21 protein-coding genes and 1 riboswitch are annotated in these 18,380 nt (G+C 75.8%); of the genes, 9 read left to right on the top strand and 12 right to left on the bottom strand.

The window, feature by feature from the left end; genetic code table 11:
• Positions 1–2 precede the first annotated feature (2 nt).
• Genes ACI8AK_RS07650 through ACI8AK_RS07635 form a run of 4 tightly spaced genes read left to right on the top strand, consistent with a single transcriptional unit; the run spans position 3 to position 3,857 of the window.
• Positions 3–1,535: a Re/Si-specific NAD(P)(+) transhydrogenase subunit alpha gene (locus ACI8AK_RS07650; protein ID WP_456955705.1), complete on the top strand. Its 1,533-nt coding sequence runs from the start codon at positions 3–5 to the stop codon at positions 1,533–1,535.
• 5 nt (positions 1,536–1,540) lie between these two features.
• Positions 1,541–2,965 (top strand): Re/Si-specific NAD(P)(+) transhydrogenase subunit beta, encoded by a 1,425-nt coding sequence (pntB, locus tag ACI8AK_RS07645; RefSeq protein WP_456949644.1) that lies wholly within the window; start codon positions 1,541–1,543, stop codon positions 2,963–2,965.
• A complete protein-coding gene (locus ACI8AK_RS07640; RefSeq protein WP_456949643.1) occupies positions 2,962–3,360 on the top strand; it encodes a hypothetical protein in 399 nt (132 codons plus the stop codon). The genes pntB and ACI8AK_RS07640 overlap by 4 nt, the downstream gene beginning before the upstream one ends.
• A 38-nt stretch (positions 3,361–3,398) precedes the next feature.
• Positions 3,399–3,857 (top strand): hypothetical protein, encoded by a 459-nt coding sequence (locus ACI8AK_RS07635; protein ID WP_456949642.1) that lies wholly within the window; start codon positions 3,399–3,401, stop codon positions 3,855–3,857.
• Here the strand turns inward: ACI8AK_RS07635 and ACI8AK_RS07630 are convergent.
• On the bottom strand, positions 3,778–4,683 hold the full coding sequence (locus ACI8AK_RS07630; RefSeq protein ID WP_456949641.1) for a pentapeptide repeat-containing protein: 906 nt from the start codon (positions 4,681–4,683) through the stop codon (positions 3,778–3,780). The two genes, ACI8AK_RS07635 and ACI8AK_RS07630, sit on opposite strands and share 80 nt — an antisense overlap.
• Before the next feature lie 22 nt (positions 4,684–4,705).
• Between ACI8AK_RS07630 and ACI8AK_RS07625 the strand changes: the two genes are divergently transcribed.
• On the top strand, positions 4,706–5,113 hold the full coding sequence (locus ACI8AK_RS07625; protein WP_456949640.1) for a VOC family protein: 408 nt from the start codon (positions 4,706–4,708) through the stop codon (positions 5,111–5,113).
• Positions 5,114–5,186: 73 nt separating this feature from the next.
• Here the strand turns inward: ACI8AK_RS07625 and argG are convergent, their stop codons facing one another.
• On the bottom strand, positions 5,187–6,635 hold the full coding sequence (gene argG, locus ACI8AK_RS07620; RefSeq protein ID WP_456949639.1) for an argininosuccinate synthase: 1,449 nt from the start codon (positions 6,633–6,635) through the stop codon (positions 5,187–5,189).
• A gap of 80 nt (positions 6,636–6,715) precedes the next feature.
• Between argG and ACI8AK_RS07615 the strand changes: the two genes are divergently transcribed.
• Positions 6,716–7,987 (top strand): M18 family aminopeptidase, encoded by a 1,272-nt coding sequence (locus ACI8AK_RS07615; protein WP_456949638.1) that lies wholly within the window; start codon positions 6,716–6,718, stop codon positions 7,985–7,987.
• Here ACI8AK_RS07615 and ACI8AK_RS07610 read toward each other — a convergent pair.
• From ACI8AK_RS07610 to ACI8AK_RS07585, 6 genes are all read right to left on the bottom strand, one after another.
• Positions 7,975–8,397 carry a hypothetical protein gene (locus ACI8AK_RS07610; protein ID WP_387989916.1) on the bottom strand — a complete coding sequence of 141 codons (423 nt, stop codon included), beginning with the start codon at positions 8,395–8,397 and terminating at the stop codon, positions 7,975–7,977. The genes ACI8AK_RS07615 and ACI8AK_RS07610 overlap by 13 nt on opposite strands.
• Before the next feature lie 66 nt (positions 8,398–8,463).
• Positions 8,464–9,192 carry a DUF72 domain-containing protein gene (locus tag ACI8AK_RS07605; RefSeq protein WP_456903098.1) on the bottom strand — a complete coding sequence of 243 codons (729 nt, stop codon included), beginning with the start codon at positions 9,190–9,192 and terminating at the stop codon, positions 8,464–8,466.
• Between the two features lie 16 nt (positions 9,193–9,208).
• A complete protein-coding gene (locus ACI8AK_RS07600; RefSeq protein ID WP_456955703.1) occupies positions 9,209–10,048 on the bottom strand; it encodes an SDR family NAD(P)-dependent oxidoreductase in 840 nt (279 codons plus the stop codon).
• A gap of 23 nt (positions 10,049–10,071) precedes the next feature.
• Positions 10,072–10,731 (bottom strand): class I SAM-dependent methyltransferase, encoded by a 660-nt coding sequence (locus ACI8AK_RS07595; protein WP_456955701.1) that lies wholly within the window; start codon positions 10,729–10,731, stop codon positions 10,072–10,074.
• Between the two features lie 7 nt (positions 10,732–10,738).
• On the bottom strand, positions 10,739–11,677 hold the full coding sequence (locus ACI8AK_RS07590) for an aggregation-promoting factor C-terminal-like domain-containing protein (protein ID WP_456955699.1): 939 nt from the start codon (positions 11,675–11,677) through the stop codon (positions 10,739–10,741).
• Positions 11,678–11,918: 241 nt separating this feature from the next.
• A riboswitch (cyclic di-AMP (ydaO/yuaA leader) is annotated at positions 11,919–12,079 on the bottom strand.
• A gap of 151 nt (positions 12,080–12,230) precedes the next feature.
• Positions 12,231–13,127 carry a hypothetical protein gene (locus tag ACI8AK_RS07585; protein WP_456955697.1) on the bottom strand — a complete coding sequence of 299 codons (897 nt, stop codon included), beginning with the start codon at positions 13,125–13,127 and terminating at the stop codon, positions 12,231–12,233.
• 259 nt (positions 13,128–13,386) lie between these two features.
• On the opposite strand from ACI8AK_RS07585, the gene ACI8AK_RS07580 reads away from it, so the two are divergent.
• Together ACI8AK_RS07580 and ACI8AK_RS07575 are read left to right on the top strand one after the other, a co-directional pair.
• Positions 13,387–14,556 carry an LLM class flavin-dependent oxidoreductase gene (locus ACI8AK_RS07580; protein ID WP_387989900.1) on the top strand — a complete coding sequence of 390 codons (1,170 nt, stop codon included), beginning with the start codon at positions 13,387–13,389 and terminating at the stop codon, positions 14,554–14,556.
• Entirely contained in the window at positions 14,553–15,176 is a 624-nt protein-coding gene (locus tag ACI8AK_RS07575; RefSeq protein ID WP_387989898.1) for an FMN reductase, read from the top strand. Before ACI8AK_RS07580 ends, ACI8AK_RS07575 begins: the two co-directional genes overlap by 4 nt.
• Here the strand turns inward: ACI8AK_RS07575 and ACI8AK_RS07570 are convergent.
• Both ACI8AK_RS07570 and ACI8AK_RS07565 read right to left on the bottom strand, forming a co-directional pair.
• On the bottom strand, positions 15,173–15,928 hold the full coding sequence (locus tag ACI8AK_RS07570) for an AmiS/UreI family transporter (protein ID WP_456903102.1): 756 nt from the start codon (positions 15,926–15,928) through the stop codon (positions 15,173–15,175). The two genes, ACI8AK_RS07575 and ACI8AK_RS07570, sit on opposite strands and share 4 nt — an antisense overlap.
• 76 nt (positions 15,929–16,004) lie before the next feature.
• Positions 16,005–16,307: a hypothetical protein gene (locus ACI8AK_RS07565; protein WP_456955695.1), complete on the bottom strand. Its 303-nt coding sequence runs from the start codon at positions 16,305–16,307 to the stop codon at positions 16,005–16,007.
• Between the two features lie 134 nt (positions 16,308–16,441).
• Between ACI8AK_RS07565 and ACI8AK_RS07560 the strand changes: the two genes are divergently transcribed.
• Positions 16,442–16,624: a hypothetical protein gene (locus tag ACI8AK_RS07560; protein ID WP_387989889.1), complete on the top strand. Its 183-nt coding sequence runs from the start codon at positions 16,442–16,444 to the stop codon at positions 16,622–16,624.
• Between the two features lie 57 nt (positions 16,625–16,681).
• Here the strand turns inward: ACI8AK_RS07560 and fmdA are convergent, their stop codons facing one another.
• Positions 16,682–17,935 (bottom strand): formamidase, encoded by a 1,254-nt coding sequence (fmdA, locus tag ACI8AK_RS07555; RefSeq protein WP_456949630.1) that lies wholly within the window; start codon positions 17,933–17,935, stop codon positions 16,682–16,684.
• Between the two features lie 125 nt (positions 17,936–18,060).
• Positions 18,061–18,339, bottom strand: a complete 279-nt coding sequence (locus ACI8AK_RS07550; protein WP_456949629.1) for an FmdB family zinc ribbon protein — start codon at positions 18,337–18,339, stop codon at positions 18,061–18,063.
• Positions 18,340–18,380: the final 41 nt, after the last annotated feature.

Genomic DNA, 18,380 nt, shown 5'->3' with positions numbered 1-18,380 from the left:
GTGTGCCCGCAGAGACCCGGCGGAACGAGACGCGGGTCGCCGCGACCCCCGCGAGCGTCGGCCGGCTGTGCGCCCTCGGCCACGAGGTCCTCGTCCAGTCCGGCGCCGGGGAGGCGGCCAGCTGCCCCGACGAGGCCTACGTCGCCGCCGGCGCGCGGATCGGCTCGGCCGCCGAGGCGTGGGGCGCCGACGTCGTCCTGCACGTCAACGCCCCGACCCTCGACGAGGTCGCCCGGCTGCGCCCGGACGCGGTGCTGGTCAGCCTGCTGGCCCCGGCCCTGGCGCCCGACCTGCTCGACGCGCTGACCGCCCGCGGCGTCACCGCCCTGGCGATGGACGCCGTCCCCCGCATCTCCCGCGCCCAGTCGCTGGACGTGCTGTCCTCGATGGCCAACATCGCCGGCTACCGGGCCGTCGTCGAGGCCGCGCACGCCTTCGGCCGGTTCTTCACCGGGCAGGTCACCGCGGCGGGCAAGGTGCCGCCGGCCAAGGTCTTCGTGGCCGGCGCCGGCGTCGCGGGGCTCGCCGCCATCGGCGCGGCGAGCAGCCTGGGCGCGATCGTGCGGGCCACCGACGTCCGGCCCGAGGTCGCCGAGCAGGTGCGCTCGCTGGGCGGCGAGTACGTCGGCGTGCCGGCCGACGAGGAGGAGCAGGCCGCCGGCAGCGGCACCGGCTACGCGTCGGTGACGTCGGAGAGCTTCAACGCGCGGGCCGCCGTCATGTACGCCGAGCAGGCCCGCGACGTCGACGTCGTCATCACCACCGCGCTCATCCCCGGCCGCCCGGCACCCCGGCTGCTCACCGAGGACATGGTGGCGAGCATGAAGCCGGGGTCGGTCGTCGTGGACATGGCCGCCGCGCAGGGCGGCAACGTCGCCGGCTCGGTGCCCGACGAGGTGGTGGTGACCCCGAACGGCGTCACGATCATCGGCTACACCGACCTGCCGGCCCGGCTGCCCGCGCAGGCCTCGCAGCTGTTCGCCACCAACCTGGTCAACCTGCTCACGCTGCTCACCCCCGGCAAGGACGGGCGGCTGGTCCTGGACACGGACGACGTCGTGCAGCGGGCGATGACCGTGACCCGCGACGGCGAGCTGCTGTGGCCCCCGCCGCCGGTGCAGGTCTCCGCCGCCCCGGCCGCCGCCGCGCCGCCACCGGCGCCGCTGCCGCCACCGGAGAGCAAGGCGCCGACGCCCCAGCGGCGGGCCGCGCTGGTGGGCCTGGCCGCCGCGCTGCTGTTCCTGCTGGCCGCCTTCTCCCCCGACCAGCTCATCGGCAACCTGACGGTGTTCGCCCTCGCCGTCGTCGTCGGCTTCTACGTCATCGGGCACGTGCACCACGCGCTGCACACCCCGCTGATGAGCGTCACCAACGCGATCTCCGGGATCATCGTGGTCGGCGCCCTGCTGCAGCTGGGCCACGTCAGCACCGTGGTCACCGTGCTCGCGTTCCTCGCCGTCCTGCTGGCCAGCATCAACGTGTTCGGCGGCTTCGCGGTGACCCGCCGCATGCTCGGCATGTTCCGGAGGGCCTGACCGCCATGACCGCCACCAGCGCCGCGTCCGCGGCCTACATCGTCGCCGGCCTGCTGTTCGTCCTGAGCCTGGCCGGCCTGTCGAGGCACGAGACCGCCAAGGCGGGCAACGCCTACGGCATCGCCGGCATGGCCGTCGCCCTGGTCGCCACCGTCGGGCTGGCCTGGCGCGACGGCGACGCGCTCGCCGTCGGGCTGATCGCCGTCGCCATGGCCCTCGGCGCGGCCATCGGCCTGTGGCGGGCGCGCATCGTCGAGATGACCGGCATGCCCGAGCTCATCGCGCTGCTGCACAGCTTCGTCGGCCTGGCCGCGGTGCTGGTCGGCTGGAACGGCTACCTGTCGGTCGAGGGGGCCGGGTCGTCAGGAGGCGGGGCCGGCGAGGCCGAGGAGCTCGGCCTGCCGGTCGGCATCCACTCCGCCGAGGTCGCGATCGGCGTCTTCATCGGCGCGGTCACCTTCACCGGCTCGATCGTCGCGTTCCTCAAGCTGTCGGCGCGGATCAGGAGCAACCCGCTGGTGCTGCCGGGCAAGAACGCGCTGAACCTGGGCGCGCTCGCGGCGTTCGCCGTCCTGACCGTCGTCTTCGTCGTCTCGCCCGGCCTGGGCGTGCTCGCCGCGGTCACCGTGCTGGCGCTGGCGCTGGGCTGGCACCTGGTCGCCTCGATCGGCGGCGGCGACATGCCGGTCGTCGTCTCGATGCTCAACAGCTACTCCGGCTGGGCGGCGGCGGCGTCGGGCTTCCTGCTCGACAACGACCTGCTCATCATCACCGGCGCGCTGGTCGGCTCCTCGGGTGCCTACCTCTCCTACATCATGTGCCAGGCGATGAACCGCTCCTTCATCTCCGTCATCGCCGGCGGCTTCGGCAACGAGGGCAGCACCACCGGGACCGGCACGGTCGAGGGCGAGCACACCGAGACCACCGCCGAGGAGGTCGCGCAGCTGCTGCGCGACGCCGACAGCGTCGTCATCACCCCCGGCTACGGCATGGCGGTCGCGCACGCGCAGAACGCCGTCGCCGACCTCACCCGCACCCTGTCGGACAAGGGCGTGCCGGTGCGCTTCGGCATCCACCCGGTCGCCGGGCGGCTGCCCGGGCACATGAACGTGCTGCTGGCCGAGGCGAAGGTGCCCTACGACGTCGTCCTGGAGATGGACGAGATCAACGACGACTTCCCGAAGACGTCGGTCGTGCTGGTCATCGGCGCCAACGACACCGTGAACCCGGCCGCGGCCGAGGACCCGGGCTCCCCCATCGCCGGCATGCCGGTGCTGCACGTGTGGGAGGCCGAGCACGTCGTCGTGTTCAAGCGGTCGATGAGCACCGGCTACGCCGGTGTCCAGAACCCGCTGTTCTTCCGCGAGAACACCCGGATGCTGTTCGGCGACGCGCGCGAGCGCGTCGAGGACATCCTGCGGGCGCTGTGAACGTGCTCGTCAGCCCGGCCTGGCTGATCGGCGGGCTGCGCAACGTGCCGGGCTTCCTGGCCACCGACGGGCGGGGGCTGGCGTTCGTCGGCGACACCCCGGTGTTCGACGTGCCGCTCGACGCGGTCACCGACGTCTCGTGGCCGTGGTGGTGGTTCGGCGGCGGGCTGAGGCTGTCGGCGGCCGGGCAGCGGTGGAAGGTCACGTTCGTGCGACCCAACGGGATGCCGCCGCCGCAGCCGTCGGTGCTGGCGTCGTCGGTGGGCACCGTCGGGGTGCTCACCGGGACGCTGCCCCCGCACGTCCTGGCCGACCTCGACGCGCTGCGCGGGCTGGCCGACGTCCGTGACGGCCGCGCGGCCGGACGGCGCTGGCGCGAGGTGCTGCCGGGCTGAGTTGCGGCGTGGTCGGCCCGGGCGCGACGGTGGACGACGTGGACCCCTTCCGCCTCGGCATGCCGAAGATCCCCGGCCTCACGGAGCTGCTCACGCTCCTGCAGACGCAGACCGAGGCGCTGGCCCAGCTGCCGCGGACCCTGACCGACCTCAACGCCGCTGTCCGAGAGCTCATCGCCGCGACCTCGACGGCGACGTCGGCCATCTCGTCGGCGCAACGCACCGCCGAGCGGCTGGAGGGGCTGGTCGGCGAGCTCGAGGAGCCGGTGCGGGCACTCAAGCCGGGGCTGGAGCGGGTCGGGCGGGTGCTCGACGACCCCGCGGTGGATGCGGTGCCGGACATCATCCGCACCATCGACGAGGACCTGATGCCGATGATCGCGACGCTGCGTCAGGCGCAGTCACGGGTCGCCGGCGTCACCGGCCTGCTGCGCCGCCGCGGCCGCCCCGACGAGCGCCCCGACGACCGCCCCGACGACGCGGACGCGGCGGGCTGACGGTCGCCGCGGCCGCCGTCCAGTGCGGCGGGCGCCCGAGGACGGCGGGCAGCCGGGTGCCGGCGTCGCCGCGGGCGGCGGCCACCTGCGGGCGGGTGAGGAACAGCGCACCGCTGAGGTCGGCGCCGCGCAGGTCGGCCGCGCGCAGGTCCGCGCCGAGCAGGTCGGTGCCGGTGAGGTCGGCCCCGCGCAGGTCCGCGCCGATCAGGTAGGCGCCGCGCAGGCTCACCCGGCGCAGGTCGGTCCGTCGCAGGTCGGCGCCGACCAGGTCGGCGTTGCGCCGGTCCCGCCCGCCGGTGCGGACGGCGGCGCTGACCCGGCCCAGCAGCTCCCCCGCCTCCCCGCGGACCGCTCCGGCGTCGACCGCTGCCAGCTCGGCCGGTGGGCCCGCGGCCAGCCGCTCCGTGCGCCCGAGCGCCGCGGTGACCTCCCCGTGCAGACCGGCCGGCAGCGGCAGCGCGGCCGCCTCGGTGAGATACCAGAGCAGCTCGTGCAGCTGCCGCAGGACGGGGAACGCCGCCGCGACGCCGGGGTCGGCGGCCGGGTGCTCGACGGCGGCGGCCTGCACCAGCCGCTGGCCGGCGCCGAAGCAGTCGAAGACCGTGCAGCCGGGGAAGCCGCGCTGCCGCAGGTCGGCGTGGATGCCGCAGCGGGCGTCGGCGGTGAGGTGGAGGCAGGCCCGGCCGGCCGGCTTGTCGATGGCGAAGTCGGCCGAGGCGGCGAAGGCGGGCAGCACGCAGCACAGCCCGGCGCAGGACGAGCAGTCGGCGGCCAGGTCCCGCCGCCGGTCGGCGGGGGCGGCCGCCGGCGGGGCGGGAGGGGTCACCGGCCGAGGGTATGCCGCGGGCATGGACGTGCTGAGCAGCCGCGTGCTCCTGCGGCCCACCGACCCCGAGCGCTCGCAGGCGTTCTACCGCGACGTCCTCGGGCTGGCCGTGCACCGCGAGTTCGGCCCGCCCGGGCACCGCGGGCTGGTGTTCTTCCTCGGCAACGGCCTGCTCGAGGTGTCCGGCCGGGCCGACCAGCGCCCGCGCGGGCTGGCGCTGTGGGTGCAGGTGCGCGACCTGGCCGCCGAGGTGGCGCGGCTGGCCGGGGCCGGCGTCCCCGTCGTCGCGGAGCCCGGGCGCATGCCGTGGGGCCTGCTGGAGGCGACGGTCGAGGACCCCGACGGCGTGGCGATCGTGCTCGTCGAGGTCCCCGCCGACCACCCGCTCCGGGTGGACCTCCGCCCCCTGGGTCGAGACGCGAACGTGTGAGCGGCGTGCGGGGACGGCCCCGTCCAGAGGCTCGCCCCGAGCCTGCGAGGGGCGAGGAGGACGGGGTCCCTCCCTAGTCGGTGCCGGACTCCATCGCGGCGCGGTCGAGCGCCTCGTCGTCGACCGGGGCGGTGCGGCCGGCGATCGCCTGCGCGCCGCCCTCGGTCATCCGGTCGATCAGCCCGGTGGCGGCCGCCTGCGCGGCGCCGATGACGGCGGGCTCGGCCCCGCCGCCGACCATGCCGAGCCGCGCGTACTGCTCGAGCTTGGCGCGGGAGTCGGCGATGTCGAGGTTGCGCATGGTCAGCTGGCCGATCCGGTCCGTGGGGCCGAAGGCGGGGTCCTCGGTGCGCTCCATCGACAGCTTGTCCGGGTGGTAGCTGAAGGCCGGGCCGGTGGTGTCGACGACCGACCAGTCCTCCCCGCGCCGCAGCCGCAGCGTGACCTCGCCGGTGACGGCCATGCCGACCCACCGCTGCAGCGACTCCCGCAGCATGAGCGCCTGGGGGTCCAGCCACCGGCCCTCGTACATGAGCCGGCCCAGCCGCCGGCCCTCGGTGTGGTAGGTGGCGAGGGTGTCCTCGTTGTGGATGGCGTTGACCAGCCGCTCGTACGCGGCGTGCAGCAGCGCCATGCCCGGCGCCTCGTAGATGCCGCGGCTCTTGGCCTCGATGACCCGGTTCTCGATCTGGTCGGACATGCCCAGCCCGTGCCGGCCGCCGATCGCGTTCACCTCGAGCACGAGGTCGACGGCGGAGGCGTACTCCTTGCCGTTGACCGAGACCGGCCGCCCGTTGGCGAAGCCGATCGTCACGTCCTCGGTCTCGATCTCGACGGCGGGGTCCCAGAACCGGACGCCCATGATCGGCTCGACGATCTCGATGCTCGCGTCGAGGTGCTCCAGCCGCTTGGCCTCGTGGGTGGCACCCCAGATGTTGGCGTCGGTGGAGTAGGCCTTCTCCGCGCTGTCCCGGTAGGGCAGGCCGTGCGCGGTCAGCCACTCCGACATCTCCTTGCGGCCGCCCAGCTCCTCGACGAACCGGGCGTCCAGCCACGGCTTGTAGATCCGCAGCGAGGGGTTGGCCAGCAGGCCGTACCGGTAGAACCGCTCGATGTCGTTGCCCTTGAACGTCGAGCCGTCGCCCCAGATCTGGACGTCGTCCTCGAGCATGGCGCGCACCAGCAGCGTGCCGGTGACCGCGCGGCCGAGCGGGGTGGTGTTGAAGTAGCTGCGCCCGCCGGAGCGGATGTGGAACGCCCCGCAGGTCAGGGCCGCCAGGCCCTCCTCGACCAGCGCCTCGCGGCAGTCGACCAGCCGGGCGATCTCCGCGCCGTAGGCGGTGGCCCGGCCGGGCACCGAGGCGATGTCGGGCTCGTCGTACTGGCCGATGTCCGCGGTGTAGGTGCAGGGGACCGCGCCCCGGTCGCGCATCCAGGCGACCGCCACGGAGGTGTCGAGACCACCGGAGAAGGCGATCCCGACGCGTTCGCCGACGGGCAGGGACGTGAGCACCTTGGACACGAGAGAGATTATGCACGTCCGCGCATGACCATTCACGGGCGGGGGTCGGGGCGCCCGGCCCGTGGGGCAGGATCGCAGGCGTGCCGGACCTCTCCCTCGGCGACGACCTGCGCGGTCTCGTCGACGCCGCCCCCTCCCCGTTCCACGCCGTGGCCGAGCTCACCCGCCGGCTGACCGCCGCCGGGTTCACCGAGCTGGCCGAGGCCGACGCGTGGCGGCTCGCCCCCGGCGGGGCGCACTTCGTGGTGCGGCAGGGCAGCCTCGTCGCGTTCCGGCTGGGCAGCGCCCCGCTCGCCGAGGCCGGCATGCGGCTGGTCGGCGCGCACACCGACTCCCCCACCTTCCGGGTCCGGCCGCGGTCCGACGTCCGGCAGGCCGGCTACCGGCTGGTCGGCGTCGAGCCGTACGGCGGCGGGTTGTGGCACACCTGGCTGGACCGGGAGCTGACCGTCGCCGGGCGGGTGGTGCTGCGCGGCGGCCGCACCGCGCTGGTCCGGCTCGACGGCGCCCCGCTGCGGCTGCCGTCGCTGGCCGTCCACCTCGACCGGAGCGTGCGCGAGGGGCTGACGCTGGACCCGCAGCGGCACCTGGTCCCCGTCTGGTCGCGGGACCTGGACACCGAGCCCGGGCTCACCGAGGCGCTCGCCGCGGCCGTCGGGGGATCGCCGGGCGACGTCGTCGGGCACGACCTGGTGCTGGCCGACACCCAGCCCGCGGCCCCCGCCGGCGCGGACGGCACGTGGGTCGCGGCGCCGCGGCTGGACAACCTGGCCAGCTGCCACGCCGGCGTGACGGCGCTGGTCGGCGCGGCACCCGGCGAGCGCACCCAGGTGCTGGTCGCCAACGACCACGAGGAGGTGGGCAGCGGCTCGATGTCGGGGGCGCGCGGCAGCTTCCTGGAGGACGTCGTCCGCCGGCTGGTCGCCGTCACCGACCCCGCGGACCCGCAGGCGCTGCCCCGGACGCTCGCGCGGTCCCGGCTGGTCTCGGCGGACACGGCGCACGCCGTCCACCCGACCCGGTACGACCGGCACGAGCCCGCCCACACCCCGCAGCTCGGCGGCGGCCCGGTGCTGAAGGTGAACGCCAACCAGGCCTACGCCACCGACGCGGCCGGCAGCGGCTGGTTCGCCGAGCGGTGCGCCGAGGCGGGCGTGCCGGTGCAGTACTTCGTCTCCCGCGCCGACCTGCCCTGCGGCTCGACGATCGGCCCGCTGACCGCCACCCGGCTGGGCGTGGCGACCGTCGACGTCGGCGCGCCGATGCTGGCCATGCACTCCTGCCGCGAGCTCGCCTCCGCGCTCGACGTGCCGCTGGTGGTGGCCGCGCTGACCGCCTGCTACGAGGACTGAGCGGGCGGCGGTTCCTGGCCGGTGGGCCGGTCGGCCGGCCGGTCCGACGGGGAGCGGCGGAGGACGTCGGCGAAGGACTCCTCCAGCCGCGCCCAGGTGCCGCTCCACTCGACGAGCGGCTCGAGGATCCGCTCGAAGACCGCCAGCTGCTCGTCGAAGGCCTGCAACTGGCCCACCAGACCCTCGACGAGCTGCCGCTGCGCCCGCACCGACGACGCGATCGACCGCACCTGCGCCGCCGACATCGCCCCGGGCGGCGAGGGCAGCCGCGGCAGCGACAGCCCCGACGGGACGGCGCCGGCGGCCAGCCGGGTGGCCCGGTCGGTGAAGCCGCGCAGCTGCGCCACGAACTCCTCGACCGACCGCGCCACCAGCCCGCCGTCGCGGGGCCTGTCCTCGGACTCGCTCACGCGCACCTCCCCCGGCCCGCCCGCCCCGGTGGGCGGGAACCGGACCCAGTCTCGCGGCTGCGGACCTCAGCCGCCGGTCAGCGCGCGCAGGGTCTCCGCGTTCCGGACCGCGTGGCCGTACCCGTCGTTGTTGAAGTACGCGTAGACGTCGCGCCCCTGCCCGGCCCACTCGCCGATCCGGTCGGCCCACCAGCGCAGGTCGGCGTCGGGGTAGGAGCCGGCGTACAGGTGCGCGGCGTCGGGCCCGTGCAGCCGGACGTAGACGAACGGCGCCGTCGCGCGCAGCACGCACGGCAGGCCGGCGCCGCTCATCACACAGTAGGCGGCGCCGTGCCGCTCGAGCAGCGCGAACACGCCGTCGTCGTGCCAGCTGGGGTGCCGGAACTCCACGGCCACCCGCATCCAGTCCGGCAGCAGGCCGAGGAAGTGGTCGAGCCGGGCGTCGTCGCGGGCGGCGGCCGGGTGCAGCTGGACCAGCAGCACCGCCCGCCGGGGCCCCAGCTCGTGCCAGGCCGCGGTCATCCGCTCGACCCAGGCCTCCGGGGCGTACAGCCGCTTGGCGTGGGTCAGCCCGCGCGGGGCCTTGACCGACAGCCGGAAGCCCTCGGGCAGGCGCTGCCGCCACCCGGCGAAGGTCGCGGTGCGCGGCCAGCGGTAGAAGCTGGCGTTGAGCTCGACGGTGCCGAACCGGCGGACGTAGTGGGCCAGCCGGTCGCGGGACGGCGTCCCCGGCGGGTACAGGACGTCCTCCCAGTGGTCGTAGCTCCAGCCCGACGTGCCGACGTGGACGGCCACCGGCGCCCCTGCGCGGTCAGGCCCGGCGCAGGGCGGCCAGGCGGGTGGCGGCGGCGAGCACCCTCCCGTACGAGCCGGGCGCCAGGCGCACCAGGACGTCCGGGACGACGGCGCTGGCGCCGATGAGCAGCCGCGGCCGGCGCCGCTCCACCGCGTCGACGATCCGCTGCGCGGCGCGGCCGGCCGGGTACCGCAGCAGCCTGGCGAACTCCCGCTTGCCCCGCTCGGCCTCCGCCGGGTCCGCGCCACTGGCGACACGGGCGGTCTCGGCGATGCGGGTCGCGATGCCACCGGGGTGCACGCTGGTCACGCCGACGCCGTCCTCGGCCAGCTCGTGCCGCAGCGCCTCGGTGAACCCGCGGACGGCGAACTTGCTCGACGCGTACGCCGCCTGCCCGGCCGGCGCCATGAGCCCGAACAGGCTGGAGACGTTCACCAGGTGCGACCCGGGGTGCGCCTGGAGCGTCGGCAGCAGCGCGTGGGTGAGCCGGACGGTGGCGCGGAAGTTGACGTCCACGACCCACTCGAACTCCTCGAGGGTCACCTGGTCGAACCGCCCGCCCAGCGCGACGCCGGCGTTGTTGACCAGCAGCGTCGTCCCCGGGTGGTCCGCGACGACCCGGTCGGCGGCCGCGCGCAGCTGCCCGGCGTCGGCGAGGTCGGCGACGACGGTGGCCACCGACCGGCCCGGGGAGGCCGCGCGCACCGCCGCCGCGACGCCCTCGAGCCGCTCGGCGTCGCGGTCGAGCAGCACGAGGTCGTTGCCGCGGGCGGCCAGCCGCGGGGCGAGCGCGGCGCCGATGCCGCTGGCCGCCCCGGTGACGACGGCGGTACCGGTGAAGGCGTAGGGGCGCACGCGGCGACCGTATCCGGCGGCGCTCAGGGCAGCCGCCACACCGTCGTCCGGCGCAGCCCGGGCCCCTCCGTCTCGGGGACCTCGTACACCGCGGCCGACTCCAGCCGCTCGTGCGGGAGGTACGGGCGGCCGGGGTCGCCGACGAGTACCTCGCAGCCGCGGGCCCGCGCCCGGTCGAGGAAGGGCAGCACCCGCCCGGTCATCTCCCGGTCGTAGCAGACGTCCCCGGCGACGACGACGTCGACGGCGGGCGGCTCGCGGTCCAGCACGTCGCCGGTGACGCTGATGCCCGCGACGCCGTTGAGGCCGGCGTTGACGCCGACCGCCGTCCGGGAGAACGGGTCGACGTCGCTGGCCAGCACCCACCGGGCACCGGCGAGGACGGCGGCGACGGCCACCAGGCCGCTGCCCGACCCGAGGTCGAGCACCGTGCGGCCGGCGACGGTGGCGGGCTCGTCGAGCAGGTGGCGGGCCAGCGCCTGCCCGCCGGGCCAGGCGGCGGCCCAGAACGGCGGCTCCTCGCCCGCCCCGCCGGCCGCGGTCTCCATCGCCTCCCACAGGGCGACGACGTCGTCGGCGACGTGCAGCCGCACCTCGGGGACGAGCGAGGGCCGGCGCACCTGGGTGTGCGCGCGGACGAACCCCGCGGGCACCACCCGGGTGGCCGGCCCTCGATGGATCACGTGTCGATCAGTACCAGCCGGTGGCCTGGCTGTGCGCCCAGGCGTCGCACGGCGAGCCGTAGCGCTCCTCGATGTAGATCAGGCCGGCGTCGATCTGGCGGTAGCCGTCGGAGGTCTTGGCGATCCCGGTGCTGGCCCAGGTGGAGTCCAGGAACTGCGGGATGCCGTAGGCGGTGCTGGTGGGGTTCTGGGCGTTGGGGTTCCAGCCGCTCTCCTTGCCCCACAGCTTCTCCAGGCAGGAGAACTGCTCGCCGCTGCCGACCTTGCTCAGCGCGTAGTCCTTGAAGGAGCCGGAGGGCGCGGCGGGCGCGGCCTCCTCGGCGGCCTCCTCGGCGGCCTGCTCCTCGGCGGCCTGCTGCGCGGCCGCGGCCTCGGCGGCGGCCTGCGCCTCGGCGGCCTGGCGGGCGGCCTCCTGCTCCGCGGCGACGCGGGCGGCCTCCTGCTCGGCGGCGACGCGGGCGGCCTCGGCCTCGGCGGCCTGGCGGTCGCGCTCGGCCTGCTCGGCGGCGAGCTGTGCGTGGGCGGCACCGGCCTCCTGCGCGCTGCGCTCGGCGCGCGAGGCGGCGATGTCGGCCAGCGACGTCAGGTCGGGGGCGGTCGCGGCCTGCTGCTCGGGGATGCCCAGCTCGTCGGCGACGCTGACCGCGGTGCCGGCGGTGTCGGTACCGGCGGAGGCGGCGGGGCCGCTGGTGGAGACGACGCCGACGATCAGCGCGCCGGCGGCGGCGGCGCCGAGCAGGAGGGCCGGGCGGCGCGGGCCCAGCGGCGGGCCGCCGCGGCGGAACAGGCGCCGGCGGGCGGGGGCCTCGGCGGCGTCCGCGACCGCGGGCAGCTCGCGGGTGGCGGTGCCGGCCGTGGTCTCGGCGGCGGTGTCGGGGGTGTCGGCGGTGGCGAGCTCGACGGTCGCGGGGGCGTCGGCAGGCGTGTTCGGGACGTGGCGGGACATGAGGGGGTGAGGGCTCCGAGGGAGAGTGCGCGCGGCAGCGGGCCCGGAGGCGGACCTCGGGCATGCGCGTGCGGCGCGGGGCTACGGGTGTCGCGGACTACGGGGTCCCCGGCGACGTCGTCGCAGGGAGCGGCAGGGCAGGGGCGGCCGGCGTCAGGCGGACGCGGGAGCGCGGTGTGCGCGCGGGCAGCTGCACCTGCGGGCCGCTTCGGCCCGGAGGCGGGGCATGCGGGGACTCTCCGTTTCTTCCGTGAGCCGCCTACCGAGTTAGCTGACGGGTTCGGGCGGGAAGGAGCCCTACGCGCGCCGGGCCGGAGCTCGGCGGGCGCGATTCACCCCAGTACTGCGGTGGGTCCCCGGCTCGCGTCCACGGGCGCGGACACGACTCGGCGGCGTCCGGCCGGGCTCCCCAGGACGGGGACCTGACGACCAGCCGGACGTCAGCCACCGTACGGTCGTTACCGGTTCGTGACAACCGCCGGGGCCGGAGGTGCGGCCGTGACGGGTGGGGCGGACCCCCTCGTCCCGGAACCCGCCCCCGCGTCGCCGCTGGTCAGGAGGCCGCGGCCACCTCGGGCCGGCCGGGCCCGTGCAGCGGTGTCACGTCGGACACGTCCGTCCCGGACGACGCCGGACGCGACTCCGCCCGGAGTCCACCGGCGGACTCCTCCAGTCGGGCCAGCCCCCGCTTGTCGCCGAGGGCGGGGACGTCGTCGGGCACGACGCCGGTGACGACGGCGAGCGCCTCGTCCAGCTGCCCGGTCAGCAGGCGCAGCCAGTCGCGCGCCCGGTCGCGCTCGTCGCGCAGGGGCTCGAGCTCGGCCTCGACGGCGTGCCGGCGCTCGAGCGCCTCGGCGTCGGCCCGCGCCCGTGCCGCGGCGGCCTCGCGGTCCCGCCGCTCGCGCTCCGCGGCGGCCGCCTCCTCCAGCCGGGCCGCCTCGCGGCGCGCGGCCTCGAGGACGGCGGCGGCCTCGCTGCGGGTCTGCTCGCGGGCGGCGAGCACCGCCTCGCGCATCTCGGCCACCCCGGACAGCCGGGCCTGCGCCTCGGCGAGCGCCTCGGCGCGGATCCGCCCGGCCTCCTCCTCGGCGGCGGCCGTCAGCGCGGCGGCCTCCTCCTCGGCCCGCCGCACGATCGCGGCCGCGTCCTCGGGGCCGGGCAGGCTCTGCCGCTCGCGGACCAGCTGGGCCAGCCGCCGGCGGGCGTTCTGCAGCTCGGCCGACGCGGCGGCGTAGCGGCTGAGCAGGTGCTCGTTCTCCCGGCGCAGGACCAGCAGCTCGGTCTCGGCCCAGGCGACGTAGTCGTCCACCTGCACGCGGTCGTAGCCGCGGACCGCCCCGGTGAACACCGGCCCGGTGCCCAGCAGGCCGTCGAGCCCACGTCCCGGAGGCGGCTCCGCGGTGCCGTCCCCGGTCCCGTCGGGAGCAGCTCCCCGTCCCCGCAGCGACATCCCGGTTCCCCCTCGGTGCGCCGTCCGATCCGGCCCCCCACCGGCGCGCCGGTCGGGGGTGATCACAGAGTTCCACCCGTCGGGTGCGGCCGGACGGGTCGACACGGACGCGCGCGGGGCGTCCGGACCGGTCGCGCCCGGACGTGCCGGGCCGGTCACCGAGCGCGGTCGAGAGGTCTCAGTACGGTCACGGAGGCGCCGGGAATGCCCGGCGGGGGCAGGTCGTTGGGCCGGGTACAGTAGTTGCACTCTCAACCACATGGAGCACGAGATGCAGTTCGGGGTCTTCACGGTCAGCGACGTCACGACCGACCCGACGACGGGGCGGACGCCGAGCGAGGCGGAGCGGATCAAGGCCGTCGTCACCATCGCGAAGAAGGCCGAGGAGGTGGGCCTCGACGTCTTCGCGCTCGGTGAGCACCACAACCCGCCGTTCTTCTCGTCCTCCCCCACGACCACGCTGGCCTACGTCGCGGCGCAGACCTCCCGGCTGCAGCTGTCGACGTCGACCACGCTGATCACCACCAACGACCCGGTGAAGATCGCCGAGGACTACGCGATGCTGCAGCACCTCGCGGACGGCCGCGTCGACCTGATGATGGGCCGCGGCAACACCGGCCCGGTCTACCCGTGGTTCGGTCAGGACATCCGCAACGGCATCCCGCTGGCGGTGGAGAACTACGCGCTGCTGCGCCGGCTGTGGGACGAGGAGGTCGTGGACTGGCAGGGCCGGTTCCGCACCCCGCTGCAGGGCTTCACCTCCACCCCGCGGCCGCTGGACGGCGTCCCGCCGTTCGTGTGGCACGGCTCGATCCGCTCGCCGCAGATCGCCGAGCAGGCCGCCTACTACGGCGACGGCTTCTTCCACAACCACATCTTCTGGCCGAAGGAGCACACCCAGCGGATGGTGGAGTTCTACCGGTCCCGGTTCGAGCACCACGGCCACGGCGCCGCCGACCAGGCGATCGTCGGCCTCGGCGGGCAGGTGTTCATGCGGAGGAACAGCCAGGACGCCGTCGCCGAGTTCCGGCCCTACTTCGACAACGCGCCGGTCTACGGGCACGGGCCCTCGCTCGAGGACTTCTCCCGGGAGACGCCGCTGACGGTGGGCAGCCCGCAGCAGGTCGTCGAGCGCACCCTCGGCTTCCGCGACTACGTCGGCGACTACCAGCGGCAGCTGTTCCTGATCGACCACGCCGGCCTGCCGCTGAAGACCGTGCTCGAGCAGCTGGACCTGCTCGGCGAGGAGGTCGTGCCGGTGCTGCGCCGCGAGTTCGCCGCGCTCAAGCCGGCGCACGTGCCCGACGCCCCGACCCACGCCGCCCGGGTGGCGGCGCGCGGCGGCGCGCAGGACTCCACGGTGTACGCCGCGGGTGACGACGTCACCGGCCGTGCCGACGACGCCCGCGAGGAGGTGTCCGTCCGATGACCACCCGCACCCTGGCCGTCGTCAGCGCGGGGCTCGGCGTCCCGTCGTCGACCCGGCTGCTGGCCGACCGGCTCGCGGCGGCGACCGTCGCCGCGCTGCGCGAGCGCGGCGAGGACGCCACCGTCGAGGTCGTCGAGCTGCGCGAGCACGCCCGCGACGTCGCGGACGCGCTCGTCACCGGCTTCCCCAACGCCGCGCTGCGCGCGGCGGTCGCGACGGTGACCGGCGCGGACGCGGTCATCGCGGTCACGCCGGTGTTCACCGCCTCCTACAGCGGCCTGTTCAAGTCCTTCGTCGACGTGCTGGACAAGGACGCGCTCACCGGCACGCCGGTGCTGCTCGCGGCGACCGCCGGCACCGCCCGGCACTCGCTGGTGCTCGAGCACGCCGTGCGGCCGCTGTTCAGCTACCTGCGCGCGGTGACCGTGCCGACGGCGGTCTTCGCGGCGAGCGAGGACTGGGCCGGCGGGGACGGCGCCGGCCAGGAGCTGGCCGCGCGGATCACCCGCGCGGCCGGCGAGCTGGCCGACGTCGTCACGGGCCGGCCGGCGGCGGCCCGCCCGGCCGACCCGTTCACCGACGTCCCCTCCTTCGAGGACCTCCTCCGGGGCACCGCCTAGGACCGGTCCTGGACCGGCGCCTGGGACGACCCGCCGCCGCGCGGGTCGGCGGGCCGCGCCGTGTCGCGCTCGGGGGCCTGCCGGGCGACCGGCACGCCCTCCGGCGCGGCCGGCGGCCCGGCCGGCACCGGCGCGGCCGGCGGGACGGCCGGCTGCGGGCGGCCCCGCAGCCGCGGGTACGCCAGCACCAGGCTGGCCGCCAGGACGATGGCCAGGATGACCGCCCACGTGCCGGTGTAGTCGGCCCAGGAGCCGGTGAGCAGCAGGAACGCGGGCAGGGCGGCGGTGAGCAGCCCGGCGACGACGGCGATCGCGCCCGTGTAGCGGGTGAACTCCTCCCGCTTCAGCCCCAGGACGACGAAGAACAGCGCCCAGAGCACCGCCCAGTACAGCCAGATGACGCCGAAGCCCGGGTCCCGCGGCTCGACGTAGAAGAAGTTCAGCCCGGCGTACACCAGCGCGCACGCCGCCACGAACGCCGAGAACCAGCCCAGCCCCGTGCCGTCGAGGCCGGCGAGCAGGTTGATCCCCACGTACAGGTACGTGAAGCCGAACAGGTAGAGGCCCGACGCGGCCAGGATCGTGGCCGTGTCCCCGTCGGCCGTGACGAGCAGGACGGTCGGCGTCACCACCTGCAGCGCCCCGACGAACAGGTTGAGCGGGGCGGCGGCGCGGGCGTCCACCAGCCCCAGCAGCATCAGGCCGTTGACGACCAGGACGGCTCCCACGTACAGCAGTCCCACGGCTCCCATGTGCGGTCATCTCCTCGGGTCCCGCGACGGTGCGGACGTCCCCCGTGGCTGGTGCCGGCGGCGGTCGCGCCGGCGGTCAGGAGCCCGGCTCCCCGGACTCCCGTTCGTTCTCCCGGACGGCCTCGTCCTCCTCGAGGGCCTCGTCCTCCTGCAGGCCCTCGTCCTCCTGCAGGGCCTCGTTCTCCTGCAGGGCGCTGTCGATGAGGTCGGCCAGCCCGCCGACGGAGCGGTGCGGACCGCCCCGGCGGACGACGACTGGCTCGGGCACGTCGTCGTCGGACGACAGCCCCTCGGTGAGGTCGTGCGCCGCCCGCAGCGCGGCCTTGCCGGCGCGGTCGGCCGCCTCGTGTCGCTCGATCCGCGGGACCTCGTCGGTCACCTGCCGCCTCCCTCCCCGGCGTCCCGCCACGGTCGGTGACCCCCGGTCCCGGTTGGACGGACGGCGCGCCGGGTACCCGTCTCCCCGGCCTCGAACATCCGGGAGCCGTGCAGTGCTCGTGTGAGGAGCGATCCGTGCAACTCCGGGTCGAGGTGGTGTGGACGTGCGCGCCGTGCGAGGTCGGCGGGCAGGACGTGGCGGAGGACGGTGACGACGACCCGACCTGCTGGAACTGCGGCGGGCCGGTCGTGGTGACCGCCCGGCCCTCCGTCCGCCGGCCCCTCCCCCAGCCGTTCCCCGAGCCGGACGCCGCCTGAGGGCGGCGCCCGGCCCGGGCGGGCGGGTCCCGGCGTGCGCCGGGACCCGTCGGGCGGTCAGGACGTGACGGCGCACTGCCCGCGGTCGGCTCGGACCGGCCCCGACGCCGACGGCTTCACGTCGAAGTCGAAGATCGCCGTCGGCAGGTACAGCGAGCAGCAGGCGTTCGGGATGTCGACGACCCCGCTGACGCGGCCCTCGATCGGCGCCGACCCGAGCAGCAGGTAGGCCTGCTCGCCGGAGTAGCCGAACTTCTGCAGGTACCGGACGGCGTTGAGGCAGGCGTTGCGGTAGGCCTGCGTGGCGTCCAGGTAGAGGTTGCGGTCCTCCTCGTGCTCGACCGAGATCCCGATGAAGGTCAGGAACTCCGAGTAGCGGGGCTCGACGTTGCCCGGGATGAACACCGGGTTGGTGGTCACCCCGTAGGTCTCCATGCCGCCCTTGATCAGGTCGATGTGGAAGTCGATGAACCCGCCCATCTCGATGGCGCCGCAGAACGTGATCTCGCCGTCGCCCTGGCTGAAGTGCAGGTCGCCGCCGGACAGCTTCGCGTCCTGCACGTGCACCGGGTAGAAGACGCGGGAACCGCGGGAGAAGTTCTTGATGTCGTGGTTGCCGCCGTTCTCCCGCGCCGGCACCGTACGTGCGCCGTCCCGGGCGATCGCCGCAGCCACGTCACCGTCGGCCTGCCCAGCCAGCGTCTGGTCCTCGATCGGGAGCAGCGCCAGGGCGGGCACGCGGTCGGGGTCGGTGTCGGCCAGGGCCTTCTCCCGCCGGTTCCACCGGGCGAGCAGGTCGGCCGACGGGGCGGTGCCGAACAGCCCCGGGTGGGTCAGGCCGGTGTAGCGGACGCCCGGGATGTGCCGGGAGGTCGCCACCTGGCCGTGGAAGTCCCAGATGGCCTTGTAGGCGTCCGGGAAGTAGTCGGTCAGGAAGCCGCCGCCGTTGGCCTTGGCGAAGATGCCGGTGTAGCCCCAGCCCTGTCCGGGGGCCTCGCCGTACTCCTGCGGCGCCTGCACCGGGCCGAGGTCGAGGATGTCGACGACCAGCAGGTCGCCGGGCTCGGCCCCCTCGACGCCGATCGGGCCGCTGAGCATGTGCGCCCGGGTCAGGTCGACGTCGCGGACGTCGTTGGCCGAGTCGTTGTTGCCGATCTGGCCGTCTGTCCACTCCCGGCACTCCACCCGGATGTCCTGCCCGGGCCGGACCATCGTGGCGACGGGTACGTCCGGGTGCCAGCGGTTGTGCCCCGGGACGGCCTGGTCCCGCATGGACTTGGCCTGGTCGACGGTGAAGACGACGTCTGGCATGTCCCCCACACTCCGATCTCCGTTGACGGGAGGGCCGACCCGCGTCCGCGGGCCGTTCGTGGCGGCTCCGCGCGGGGAGCCGGGGAGGCGACGGCGGCCCGGCCCGGGGCCGCCGCGCGGGCCGGTCAGGGCCGGGGCAGGGCGCTCCACCGGGGGTCGCGCCGCACCGGGCGGCGGGGGGCGGGCGGCACGGCCGTCGTCACGGCGGGCGCGTCGGCGCTGGCCTCCTCGCGCGACCGCGCCGCGGCCAGCGGCGCCGGGGTGCGCGCCAGCAGCGGGGCGGTGTAGACGCGCCGGCCGGTGTCGCCGCACGAGGGGCACGGCTCCTCGGCCTGCGCGGTGCCGATGGGCCGCCGCACCTCCCACGGGCCGCACGCCGGGCACCGGTACAGGTAGGCCGCCATCTTGGCCTCCGCGGGGAAGTCGGGACCACTCGGGAGCGGGC

This window comes from Geodermatophilus sp. SYSU D00867 (assembly GCF_054050315.1).
Note: the sequence above shows the minus strand (reverse complement) of the source record. Positions and strands in the feature narration are given on the sequence as shown.